Genomic DNA, 12,769 nt, shown 5'->3' with positions numbered 1-12,769 from the left:
ACTTCTTCCGCAACGCGCTATTCCCCAAGCTTCAGTAAAATCACATTTGTCTCTTTTGGAACTCAGTTTGGTATAAGAAAGTAAAAATAAATTTCCCACCTATGTGACGGTCAGCTAATGCTGGCCGTTTTCATGTCAACCCCGTGGATGAAACTGTTGGTGAATCCCTTTCAAGCGCTTCTGTTCAACATGCGTGTAGATCTGTGTCGTTGAGATATCTGCATGCCCCAGCATTTCTTGAATCACTCGAAGGTCCGCCCCGTTTTCCAACAAATGAGTTGCAAAACTATGGCGTAGTAAATGTGGGTACATCTTAGTTTGGATACCCGCTGCTGCTGCCCGCTGCTTCACGATAGAGCGGATCCTATCCGTACTCAGCCCACCACCTCTAACAGAGATGAATACATGGGAAGATGTTTTCGGAGTGACTAGTTCACTGCGCTCAGCCACCAGATATAACTCAATCGACTTTTGTGCTGCTACGCCCACAGGAACTACCCGAGTTTTATTCCCTTTGCCAGTTACTCTCACCATCCCTTCTTCTTGGTCGTAACTCTCAAGACGAAGTTGGCAAATCTCTGAAAGTCGTAAGCCTGAAGCATAAAAAAGCTCTAATATCGCCTTGTCTCGCTTTCCTAACTTCTTGCTCGTATCGATAGATTCTAGCAGATTGGCAACAGCCTCAAAAGAGAGTGTGTCTGGTAGAAGAGATTCTACTTTGGGAGCAATCAGTGGCTCAGCTGGGTCGTGTACTAGAATCGACTTCGACGCTAAGTAACGGAAAAATATCTTCAAATGGACAACCAGTACCCGCAAAGAAGATGAGGCTAAGCCATCCGCTTTTCTTAGTTGAACAAAACTAGCTAGTTCCTCTGTTCCGAGATCATTTAATGGATACGCCTTCTCCGCGCACCAGCCACTCAAACTATCCAGACTTTGTCTAACCGAATTCTGGTAAGAGGCTGAGAGCCCTCGCTCAACTGCGAGGTACATAATGAAGCTCTCGATCTCTTGCTGCATCCAATTATACTGTTACTGACGCTTCGAGGCTTTCTAAAATTTTATCATGAATGCCACCAAAACCTCCATTGCTCAAAACAGCAACAACATCCCCTTCTTTCACGTTATCAGTAACGTGGTCGACAATCTCATCGATAGTCTCAAAGAACCATCCTGTGGTCCCTCTCGCATTCACATCGGCAATAAGTGTCTCTGGAGATAAACGGTCAGCCTCTGCTACCTTATCTGCATCTGGAACGCCTGCCACGATCGCTTTATCAGCTCTAGCCAGGGCACTCGCTAGTTCCTTCTGGAAAATCTTTCTTCGTGTCGTGTTAGAACGTGGCTCGAAAATAACCCAGAGATCCTTAGGGGCATATTTTTGACGTAAAGCATCTATAGCAAGATCGATAGCAGTGGGATGATGAGCGAAATCATCGACCACTTTCACACCACGGACTTCACCTCTAAGTTGTTGACGGCGGGCAATACCAGTAAACCCTAACAACCCAGTGCGGATTTCATCAGCACTGAGGCCTGAAAACAACGCAGAACAAACAGCCATCGCAGCATTCCGCACATTAAATTCACCTGACATTGGGATAGTGTAGTGCTCTCCATTTAAGCTAAAGCTACTCATCTCGCCCTCGTACTTTACATCCTCTATTCTAACCTCACAGCCTTCAGCAAAACCTACTTTAGAAACCGGAGATGGTGCTCCTTCAGCTACTTCAAGACAGTTTGGATCATCTCCATTAATAAATGCCATTCCAGAGCGTGGAACGATGTTGAGTAATCTTCGGAATGTGAGCTTAATATCATCGATAGAATCGTAAATATCAGCGTGGTCGAACTCTATATTATTAACCACTACAACCTCTGGAAGATAATGAAGAAACTTAGAACGTTTATCAAAAAACGCTGTATCGTATTCATCTCCTTCTAGTACTACGAAGTCAGAATCTGTAAACCTAGCACCCTGCCCCATGTTCGTTGGAATCCCACCAATCATATGACTTGGATTCGCACCTGCTGATTCTAGCAACCAAGCCAAAATCGAGCTAGTTGTTGTTTTACCATGCGTTCCAGTCATCACTAAATTGCGCTTCCCTCGTAAGAAATGCTCTTTAAGAACTTCAGGGAGTGAAACATAGAGAAGCTTCCGGTCGAGAGCGGCTTCAGCCTCTTCATTCCCACGACTAATCGCATTCCCCACTACGATAACATCCGCGTCTTCAGGGATGTTAGTAGAGGTGAAACCTGAAGTTATTTCTACTCCTTGAGACTCTAAAAATGTCGACATAGGTGGATAGACATTCTGGTCTGATCCAGTGACTTTGTAGCCACGGTTTTTCATAGCTGCTGCCACTGACCCCATTGCGGTCCCACAAACACCCACAAAGTGGAAATTTTTCTTCTCACTCATATTCTCTATCTATCCTCTAAAATGTTGGAGCAGCGACTTTTCCGTCATCTTGCTCTTGCTTACGGTTTGTAAGTATTCGATCAGCAATATCTGTCACCATTTGCTCCAAAATCAATCGTAAATGACTGCCAGCACGATAATCTGCAGGAGCAATGTTGCGTACCCGATCAGAACGCGTGCTCAGCTGATAGCATTTCTTAAAGCTACGTCGTGACTCATCATCTGGATTATACACTGCAATAGCATGCCCCCCATTTCTTTTCATCACTGTAAAGCAGGGCACGTCAGTAGGCCCGTCACCTAGGTACACCATGTTTGAAAATGGAATAGGTCGTAGCTCCTTAGGCATATGGTCGTTCACATCCTCATCGTGACGCAGAAGCCCTTTATTAATTCTAAAAAGATACTGGGTCTTCGTCGTATGAGAAATCGCTCGTTTAGGGAAACTGATCACACCATGCTCATTCTCTCCGTACTCACAGCCGTAGATCTCTTTAAAATACTTAGCGAGCCGGCTGCCATCCATCAGAGCTTTTAGACCTGAGGACACGATGTAATGCTCGATCTTAATGCCCGCAGAGCGATGCGCTTCATTGAGGCAAACTCTATCAATCTCATCAAAAACTTCCGGAACACCCGGGAAAAAATTTAAATTGGCTCCAAGCTCGCTCAGTCGTTTATTAGAAACTCCATCCATTGCCAAGTTATCGAGTAAGCACTTCAAATAAGCTAACTCTCCATCCCATTGTTGCTCTTTTACCAACGTATTACATTGTTTCCAAAAAGACTCTGGATGAATGCCAAATTCAGGAAACAGGACATCATCTTGCATGTAACTTGGGCTGAGTGTGTGATCGTAGTCATAGACAAGCGCTATGGTGCTTTGGGGTATTGCCATATATTTAACTCAAGTAAGTACTAGAAACCCTTATCTCATGGCAACCAAATTGAGCTAATCGTTGAAACTTGCCAAATAATCGCCATTGGGCAGCAAGAAAACACTACTGCGCTCGACTCCACATACTTCAAGCTTAGCGCACTCTGTTGACAGACTTTTTCAGCTTTATTGTACCTCCGGTAACTAGCGTAGTTGGAGGGTACCCCTAAGTAAAAAGGCCTAACTAGATCACTCCAGTTAGGCCTTAAAAAAATGTAATCTAAACTAGGGCTTACTCACCCTGCCATTCGCCATACTGGCGGAATTTGTCATAACGAGCATTCAGCATTTCTTCAGTACTGAGCGCTTGAACCTCCTTAAGGTGCTTCATCACAACCTCTTTAAAATTCTCAGCTGCTGCTGCATGGTCGTGATGTGCTCCACCTTTAGGCTCTGGCACTACTTCATCGATCAACTTGAGCTTAGCTAGGTCAGGAGCTGCGATCTTCATCGCCTCAGCTGCTTCAGGCGCGTGCTGACGGTGCTTCCAAAGAATAGCCGCACAGCCTTCAGGAGAAATAACAGAATAATAAGCATTCTCCATCATGAGCACGCGATCAGCAACACCTATTCCAAGTGCGCCACCAGAACCACCTTCACCTAACACACAGGCAATAATAGGTACTCTCAAAAGTGTCATTTCACGGAGATTGAAAGCAATAGCTTCAGCGATATTACGCTCTTCAGCACCAATACCAGGGAAAGCTCCCGGAGTATCGATCATACAAATCACTGGAAGACCAAAACGCTCAGCTATCTTCATCAGACGCAGCGCTTTACGATAACCTTCAGGATGAGCGCTACCAAAATTACGGAGGAGATTCTCCTTGGTGTCACGCCCCTTCTGGTGACCAATCACCACTACACGCTGGTCTCCAATCATTGCAAAACCCCCGGGCATAGAGTGGTCATCACCAATATGACGATCACCGTGAAGTTCACAGAAATTTTCGAACGCGTGAACCACGTAATCTAACATGAACGGACGGTTTGTGTGTCTGGCGATCTGAACACGCTGCCATGGAGATAGATTGTTGTAAATCTCATTCCTAGTCTCCTGGAGTTTATGCTCCATAGAAGAAATCTGCTCGCTCATATCAATGTCTTGCGAGTCAGATTTCGCCTTTAGTTTCTGAATCTCAGACTCGAGTTCAGCAATCGGTTGTTCAAATTCTAGCGGCTTGATGCTCATAAATTTTTGTTACTTTGTATGATTTCCTACCGGAGGCAAAGTCTAATATCGGATTTCTACAGAATTCCCCTCCCTCAAGAGCAAAGAGATTTCCTCCATATCTGAGTTATCTAAATAAAGTGCCTCAATCTCTTCAGAAAGCTTCTCATGCATAGGACGAAGCTCGGCCTGAGGATTCTTAATTACGACCACTTTCTCCGCATTTCTATACTCAGAGTCGAGCAACTTCACTTTGGCATCTTCTACTTGAGCCTCAACAGCTAACACACTTGTCTTAACAACATCTTTCCCAGTCGGAAAATTCGAAGCCTTTATCTCGTACCCTTTGATGTAACGCGGACCATCCCAGAGACTCACCACATTTCTGCGCATATCGATTACTAGACGTAAATTTAACTCCATTAACTGAAACTTATCACCTGGGTGAAGACGATCGGTGCGCTGCATGTCGTTTAGAAACATCACCAAGTCTAACTTCGTGTTGTGATCCCTCACTATTTTGTAAAATGAATCACCACGTTTCACCGTGTAATCGATCAACTTAGTAAACTCCTTACCAGAGAATAGCCGGTCCATGTTCATCTCCCCTAAGATGCGACGAGCCTCGGGTGCCGAAACCGCAGTCGGGTAATAGGTATTAACGTACTTCAGCTTCTCCTCTGCTGCCACGTAGTCACCTTTAGCCAAGAGCTCTCTAGCTGCTTCGAAGGCGCGCTCACCAGGAGTCACATCAGGGATGCTCTCGACCTCTAGCTTGGATAACAGCATTTCTATTGCCTCTTTACTATGATCCTTAACTGGGATCACAGCCTCTAGCTCATTCGCTGGCTGCTGCTGAGCTACGTCCGAATTAAACGCTCTCCTAGCGATCACTATCGTGCCAGCCAGCACAGATAGAACTAGAACTGCGGCTAAAAATTTTATGAGGGTGGATACTCGCATCTGCTTACGCAGGCGACCTTACAGCAAGCCGCGACGTTTGAAATCAAATTGGTTAATTGATTGTGATTTTTCAATCATATCAATGGTGAACTTAAGAAGTCCTATCTCCCAGGTATCATCCACGCCTTCCACCACAGCCATCATCGGATCATCCTCTCGATAAGCATCTTCGAGCACGCGCTCCTTCACCATTTCGAGACTATCTGTGATAATTTCCTCCTGCACTTGTGTGCGCTTAAATTGGAAGCCGTATTGGAAAAAAACTGGCTCTTGCCCATTCTTTTTCATCCAATCGAACAATTCACGCGCCTTTTCATCGAAACCCTCAAGCTCTACTGCATTGTAGGATGCGGGCTTAATAATCTGTGGCTTGTGAGCCTCTACTTCACCTCTGCGCACCCGCACCTTACCCACTGAGTCCATCAACTCACTAATAATGGTGAAACGAAAACGCGTCGCATTAAAGGTATCAATCCGGCGGTCTGGTTCGCGAAGAACCTTCGTTTGCTCCATAGCATATTGAATGGCGTCGATCTCTGGCTTCATAAAGTGTCTCGTAAATTATACTAGCAATTCCTGCACCAAGCTACCCGAACTCAGTACGATTGCAAAAAAATGAAAAAAAAGAGCGCACTCATACGACATGAGGCACTCTCTAAAATTGTATCAATATCAGGCCTAAACCTGAAAGTGATTAGGAAACTTTCTCGATGTATGCGATTACGTCGCTAACAGCTGTAAGCTTTTCAGCTTCATCATCAGGCACTTCGATGCCGAACTCTTCTTCGAAAGCCATTACGAGCTCAACTGTGTCGAGGGAATCTGCACCAAGATCATCGATAAACTTGGACTCAGCTTTCACCTGATCAGGAGTTACGTTGAGTTGCTCAACGACGATATCTTTTACTTTTTGTTCGATTGAATCAGACATGGTAAATAGTTATTTTGGGTTAGTTAATATTGATTAACTGATTTCTGTGAATACCTAGCCCCTGCGTGCTTGGCAATCACGAATTTTACGCTTCATCAGAATTTTTCTTCTCGTCTGCAGCTAGAATATTTTCTTCTTCCTCAGAATCCTCATCGGACTTCTCAAATTCAATCACTTCACCTTTGAAATGCTCCATGATGTATTCGTAAAGTCGTTCTGCTGGTTGTCCGTCTTTTTCCTTAAATTGGCCATAGATCATTCCATCTACCTTAACTTTTTTCATGGCACCAGATGCGTCTTCATAATCGATCATCGCCATCCCCTTCACATCCCACTTACGCGCATCGATCCTCCGCATAGAAGTGAATGGAACCTTCGTCCCACCCGGAGCTATATACGCAGTCTCTGTCACCTTCATCGACCGCGTTAGTGTGCGAACAAATAAGAAAAGTACTACGAGTACCAGCAAACCACAAATCCCAGCCATGTAGAACTGCATGTTGAGCTTGCCCTGATCATAAATCTTTTCAGATGGTTCGAAATCCCATCCCATCTCACCCGTGTACACTCTCCAAATAGATGCAGCACCATCAGATTCATTTTTGAGCTTTTCGAAACTTTCTGAAGTCGCCAACACATCTGGCCAAACCTGTTCCTTATCAAAATCAGCTGGCAGCGGACATTCCTCTTCAGACATCAAAGGGATCTTCTCGGAAACTACAAATGCTTTCCACGCATCCGCACTCTCGAATCTATCAGCCTGCTGTGGAGCAATACCGGTAAATAATTTGTGAAACAGAAAATGCTCATTTTTCTCACGATACCCAACGGTACCATCAGTATAAAAAAGACACGCGAATACCCCAAACATGAGGATGATGAGTATCGCACGGATCTTGATCCATTGACTAGGCTTACAGACAATTACAGAGTTTTCAGACATCGAGGAGGTTTTTTGACTTCAAACGAAGTGGTTGTTTAATGCGGATACACAATCAGCCTCATACAAAAAATCAACCAATATCGCTGGAACTTTCTCCATTACGGTCTATCACTAAACTATCATGAGTAAGGACACCATCACTCGTCTAACAACTATGGCCGCATGCGGCGGTTGAGCTTCCAAGCTTGACCCTGCGTCACTCGCTCAGGTTCTGAGTGGGCTTCCTAGTATTTCTGACCCCAACCTTCTTGTCGGCTCCGCGACCGCTGACGATGCCGGTGTGTACAAAATCGACGACCAGCGCGCCCTCGTGCAGACGCTAGACTTCTTCACGCCCATCACTGACGACCCCTATCTCTATGGTCAAATAGCAGCAGCCAATGCGCTATCAGACGTCTACGCCATGGGTGGCCGTCCGATCACCGCTATGGCCATTGCTGGCATGCCAGCTGATAAGCTCAGCAATGCTGAGATTGCTGAGATTTTCCGAGGAGGTGCCGACCTAGTGAAACAAGCAAATTGCGCCCTTGTCGGTGGTCACACGATCAAAAACCCTGAGCCCATCTATGGACTCTCTGTCACTGGTATAGTTCACCCTGATCGCTACCTCGCCAATGCACATGCCAAAATCGGCGACACTCTCATTCTCACCAAACCGCTCGGCACTGGAATCATCGCCACCGCGAATAAAAAAGGAGCCTGCAGCGAGGAGCTAAACCAGAAAGCAATCACTGCAATGATCACTCTCAATACCGCGGGTGCAGACCTCGGTGAGCAGGGCCTCGTCAATGCCTGCACAGACGTCACCGGTTTTGGACTCCTCGGACACCTTAAAGAAATCGCCGACAGCTCAGAACTCACAGCTATTCTTAAAGCATCTGACGTTCCAGCGGTAGACGGTGAAGTCTATTCTCTAATCGAGCGATGTTTTGTTCCGGGAGGAAGCATGAAGAATCTCGAGAACGTGGAACCTTATGTGAAATTCTCAACTTCCGTCACCGGTGCTCAAAAACTCCTCTTAGCCGATGCACAAACTTCAGGAGGGCTCTTACTCTCTGTCCCCCCCGCGAACAAGCAAGCCGTCCTCGATATACTAGAAGCGCACAACAGCCTCTGCGCAGTCGAAATCGGCAGTATCGTAGAACGAGAAGCACACAGCATTCATTGCTGCTAACAAGAACGTGCAAAGCTCCCACCAGAGCAACTCTATGTTCATAGAATTGGACTAGCTCAGATTCACTCTATTCCAGCCCAAAGATTTCGCAGCACATGAAAAAATTCCTATCCATCCTCGGAGCTCTCGCCAGTCTATTTTACCTCTTCAACCCAGGTGCTGGTATTCTAGAAATTATTCCAGATAATATCCCCGGCCTCGGCAATATCGATGAAGCCTCAGTCACCATCCTCCTAGTCTACTGTCTAACAAACCTAGGCATCAGCCTACCCTTTCTCAGTAAGTTCAAGTCTTCCGAAAAATCCATAGGAAACACTACTGATAGTGAACAAAAGTAACACTGACAGCAAAGAACCTGGTCATTAAAAAGCTTCATTGCTTTTAGTAACGGTGAAGGCTTAGCTACGGTAGCTCCGCCATGCTTACTAATTGTTTGAGACCAACTCATCTGAAAAATACTGAAGACCAGTAGGCGTTTTAGACAGGACCGACAACGACGCTACGAGCTTCAGAATTGATACGTAGTTCTTTTAAGCTTTTTTTCCCAATAGCTATAAGGCTCAGCCAAGACTTTCGGCGGTGTACTTCACCACCTAATCTAACTTTATACTTGTTAGTTAAATTGCTTACGCGTAGTTTATGCGTTGTTCTAACAACGTGTGTAAAAAATGAATATTGCGATACATCCAAAGACGGGAGTCGGTCGACTGGGAAACAGCCAAGGCCAATTTTGTTTAGCTCCAGAAACAATAGGTGGACTACCATTTGAAGCTGACGCTTATGGCAATCAGTTAGGTCCGATTGAGAACTTCAAGGATGCATCTGGTCAAGTGCGCCGCCAAGGACAGCTCTTTAGACTTTTTGATGATCAGGGAAATGAAGTAACTCTGAGTCACCCCGACGTGGCATCGATTAAGTGGACTGCGCATTTAGCGAATAAGAAAGCAGCGTGGTACCAGTACTCAGAACTTGAGGGGAATTTACTTTATGGTGAAGCGAATAGCTACACAAACAGAGCTGTGCCATGGCGCAATGCCAAGCAAACCACGTACGACGAGAGACAGAAGTTGATTGTCGATCCAGGGCCTAGAACACTTTCTGGTGTGCGTCAATCGGTAGCATTTGACCAAGCCAATGTCCCTAATGGTTACCCTGCAACCTTTCCACCTTCGACTGTCCAATACGGCACATCTATCACCACTCTCGGTGAACTAATCACTGATGACGAAGGAAGACTCATAGTAATCGGTGCTTACGGTCATGCGGGTGGAGATGAGCCACTCACGAGCTATGGCGGATCTGACACTTGGCACGATGATATCTCTGATGGGCCAGTATACTGCACTGTGACACTCAACGACGGTACCACGATTAATCTTCAAGCATGGGTCATCATAGGTTCTCCAGATTTTGCTCCAGAGATTGTCAACATCTCAGCTCTATCAGACACGATGTTTGATGTGGCTGTACGCCATTTCGATCTTGTACCGAATATGTGCACAAATGGAGTATGGAACGAGGATTTCCAAGCAAACTACCAACGTGATATTTTGCCAATTATTCAAAGAATCGCAAACTACCAATGGGTCGCCAATACTCAGTCGATGATGAGTTTTGCATCTAATATCTTCGATTTCTCCGACAACAGCCCAGAAAATCAGGCAAACCGTGAGAACTATTTTTCATACTTCCGTGAAGGTAATGACAAGTCGATCACCTCACCAGATCAACCACAGGAATTGCTCTTTAAAGATAACAACTCGGACTACTTCCCGATGATGCCACTCAACTCGGGTAGTAATTCAGTGAGCAACGTAAACATCGTCAAATTCTTGGCTCTGGATACGACACAGTACTTCCTTCTCGAACAATGGGCAAAGGGCTCCTTCGTGAGCGACCCGAACTACCAACCCTACCCGATAAGCGCTAAAGACATGGCTAGTGTCGGAAACTGTGTGGGACTACCTATGTGCCCAGGCATCGAAGTTACTTGGAGTGTGCAGAACCCAGCGATTTACCAATCAGCCTATCAAATTGCTGATCACCTAGGCAAAGATGGTTACCAGACAGTTGGCCTCGACCCATCTCGCGATGAATGTGAAGGTGGTGGCTGTGAGCCAGGAGATCTAACAAAGCGTATGGCTTGCCCATGGCAGGCTGACTTCTTCCAATGTACAGTGCAGCCTGTGAATTTCACTGACCCAAGTGTCAATAAACACGCAACGAACACTGGAAATGAACCATTACCACCTACCTACTATTCGTATTGGTGGCCACCACAGAGCCCGTGGGATGTGCTAACAGGTGAGCTAACTGAAGATGGGCAGGCTCACTCTCATCTTCCAGCAGGTCAGCAGATGAACTATGCACGCGGCATCAATAGCTTCGTGCAGATGGTCGAGCACTGGTCAGCCTTGGCGTTCATTCGCAATAATAACTCAAGTGATAAAGGTTTCCCATACTTCACGGAAACTGAACGTAACAACGAGCTCTTCAGCTATGAAGAAGTAGGTATTGGTACTATCAGTCAGAACCCGCAAGATAATGAGACCACTATACCAGTGTTCTTCATCGAGCCAGATCCTGAGAAGGTGAAGAAGCGCAGCACACGAGCGAAAATGTTGATGGCATCCATCGAGGAAAACGAATTCAAGGAGATTGCTATTGCTGATGAAGGACTCGGCCTCCCTCGTTCCGGCACGAGAATGCGCCGTTAGCGCCTCTCTCTCTCGCATACATTTTGGTTCTATGAGAGAATCTAAAGTAGATGTACTTATTGTAGGTGGAGGCCCTTCTGGGGTCTCCACCGCATTAGCATTATTGAAGTACTCAAAGCTTTCAGTTTTAGTGGTCGAAGCCTCAGACCTCAATCGCCTTAGGGTCGGAGAGCATGTCTCTAGCCAATTTTTAGAATTGCTAGAGTACTTAGGAGTGAATGAAGAAACCTTTGACGAAGACTTCATGTTGCCATCCTACGGTACCACTTCGTATTGGGGATCATCCGAAGCTGTTGATAGGGACATGGTTTTCTCTACCGAGCAGTCGACTTATCAAATCGACCGTGAAGCATTGGATCTAACCTTGATAGAAAAGGTGATTGAACATGGAGGTCGCCTATGGCCGCGCTCGCGCTGCACACAATTTGCACAAGAAGATAACGGAAAATGGTCTGTGGAGATCAAGCATGAGACAGAAGGTACACGTTCTGTGCGTGCCGAGTTCATCGTCGATGCGACTGGCCGTCATTCATCATTAGCTAGGCTGTTAGACTTTTCACAAAAAAAGCACGATCAACTGGTGGGAGTGGGATGTTTCCTTAGTCTTCCAGAAGGTCAAAATGTGGAGAACAAATTAGTGTTAGAAACCTCACCACACGGATGGTGGTATAGCGCAAAGATCTCTGCTACTGAACTGGTAGTCACTTTTTTTACCGATGCCGACATTGTGTCCAAGCATGGCTTCCACAAGTCCACTTCTTGGCTCAAAGCATTGAATAAAACTGTTCATACCAAACAACGAGCATCTGGCAGCTATTGTGAGCAAGCCGCACCATGGGTGCGCAACGCATACAGCCAGATAGTCGATAGTTCCAGCTTAGAGAGGTTCATTTCAGTGGGAGATGCTGCCTGTGGCTTTGATCCAATATCCTCTACAGGGCTTGGCTTTGCTCTGAGTTCAGCCTCGCACGCAGCACGCGTGATCCGGGAGGTCTTAGCATCAGAGAACTCAGACGCTCTCGCTGTCTATCAGAATGATTTGAATCAGCATTTCTCCAACTACCTAGAACAAAGTTTAAAGGTCTATCAGCAAGAAAACCGCTGGCCAAACGAACCATTCTGGCAACGCCGGCAAAACTATGCCAAAGCTTGATTACCTGTTACAAGCCACACTGCGGTCATAAGTTCACAGCTTTTATTGTTGTGGCTACAAATGTGTCTCAGGCGCCTTAGCTGTAGCGACTCCCTGCTCTGACAAACTCCAGATAGATGTCTAGAGCACACAGAAATTGGTGCTAAGCACTAGAAAGGACTCGTTTTATAAAGAGCCCTCCATGAGCTGCTTTATCATATTTAAGCTTAGCAACCTGTCCCATTTTTCCAGACTGGCCCACACCCTATTACTACCGACCAACACTAATTCCAATACACTCATTTCATCGGAACTCACACAGAACTACCCTGTAACACTCATTAAACATTGGCGGAGAGGCAAGGAATCGAACCAA

At 45.9% G+C, this 12,769-nt stretch carries 11 protein-coding genes and 1 pseudogene; 4 read left to right on the top strand and 8 right to left on the bottom strand.

Annotated elements, in window-relative coordinates:
* Positions 1-135 precede the first annotated feature (135 nt).
* The 8 genes from ACSHX2_RS12450 to ACSHX2_RS12415 form a co-directional block, all read right to left on the bottom strand.
* Positions 136-1,020 (bottom strand): tyrosine recombinase, encoded by an 885-nt coding sequence (locus ACSHX2_RS12450; RefSeq protein ID WP_435693276.1) that lies wholly within the window; start codon positions 1,018-1,020, stop codon positions 136-138.
* Positions 1,021-1,024: 4 nt separating this feature from the next.
* Positions 1,025-2,425 carry a UDP-N-acetylmuramate:L-alanyl-gamma-D-glutamyl-meso-diaminopimelate ligase gene (gene mpl / locus ACSHX2_RS12445; RefSeq protein WP_435693275.1) on the bottom strand — a complete coding sequence of 467 codons (1,401 nt, stop codon included), beginning with the start codon at positions 2,423-2,425 and terminating at the stop codon, positions 1,025-1,027.
* A gap of 16 nt (positions 2,426-2,441) precedes the next feature.
* Positions 2,442-3,323, bottom strand: a complete 882-nt coding sequence (locus tag ACSHX2_RS12440; RefSeq protein WP_435693274.1) for an HAD family hydrolase — start codon at positions 3,321-3,323, stop codon at positions 2,442-2,444.
* Between the two features lie 271 nt (positions 3,324-3,594).
* The gene (locus ACSHX2_RS12435) at positions 3,595-4,554 is read right to left on the bottom strand and encodes an acetyl-CoA carboxylase carboxyltransferase subunit alpha (RefSeq protein WP_435693273.1); all 960 of its coding nucleotides are present in this window, start codon (positions 4,552-4,554) and stop codon (positions 3,595-3,597) included.
* A gap of 42 nt (positions 4,555-4,596) precedes the next feature.
* Positions 4,597-5,496 carry a LysM peptidoglycan-binding domain-containing protein gene (locus tag ACSHX2_RS12430; RefSeq protein WP_435693272.1) on the bottom strand — a complete coding sequence of 300 codons (900 nt, stop codon included), beginning with the start codon at positions 5,494-5,496 and terminating at the stop codon, positions 4,597-4,599.
* 18 nt (positions 5,497-5,514) lie between these two features.
* Positions 5,515-6,042: a hypothetical protein gene (locus tag ACSHX2_RS12425; protein WP_435693271.1), complete on the bottom strand. Its 528-nt coding sequence runs from the start codon at positions 6,040-6,042 to the stop codon at positions 5,515-5,517.
* A 148-nt stretch (positions 6,043-6,190) separates the two neighbouring features.
* Entirely contained in the window at positions 6,191-6,427 is a 237-nt protein-coding gene (locus tag ACSHX2_RS12420) for an acyl carrier protein (RefSeq protein WP_435693270.1), read from the bottom strand.
* 85 nt (positions 6,428-6,512) lie between these two features.
* Entirely contained in the window at positions 6,513-7,370 is an 858-nt protein-coding gene (locus tag ACSHX2_RS12415) for a hypothetical protein (RefSeq protein ID WP_435693269.1), read from the bottom strand.
* A 175-nt stretch (positions 7,371-7,545) separates the two neighbouring features.
* Here ACSHX2_RS12415 and selD point away from each other — a divergent pair.
* The 4 genes and pseudogenes from selD to lodB form a co-directional block, all read left to right on the top strand.
* Positions 7,546-8,544, top strand: a pseudogene (gene selD / locus ACSHX2_RS12410) (selenide, water dikinase SelD); the annotation flags it as partial.
* A 95-nt stretch (positions 8,545-8,639) separates the two neighbouring features.
* Complete coding sequence (locus ACSHX2_RS12405) at positions 8,640-8,882, top strand: hypothetical protein (protein ID WP_435693268.1); 243 nt, start codon at positions 8,640-8,642, stop codon at positions 8,880-8,882.
* A 330-nt stretch (positions 8,883-9,212) separates the two neighbouring features.
* Positions 9,213-11,261, top strand: coding sequence for a CTQ-dependent lysine 6-oxidase LodA (gene lodA, locus ACSHX2_RS12400; RefSeq protein ID WP_435693267.1), 2,049 nt, complete (start codon positions 9,213-9,215; stop codon positions 11,259-11,261).
* A gap of 31 nt (positions 11,262-11,292) precedes the next feature.
* The gene (gene lodB / locus ACSHX2_RS12395; RefSeq protein WP_435693266.1) at positions 11,293-12,414 is read left to right on the top strand and encodes a lysine-epsilon-oxidase maturase LodB; all 1,122 of its coding nucleotides are present in this window, start codon (positions 11,293-11,295) and stop codon (positions 12,412-12,414) included.
* Positions 12,415-12,769 lie beyond the last annotated feature (355 nt).

Origin of the sequence: Rubritalea sp., from assembly GCF_051252225.1 — a bacterium.
In the GTDB taxonomy this organism is placed as follows: Bacteria; Verrucomicrobiota; Verrucomicrobiia; order Verrucomicrobiales; family Akkermansiaceae; genus Rubritalea.
This window is presented reverse-complemented; position numbering and strand designations above follow the sequence as displayed.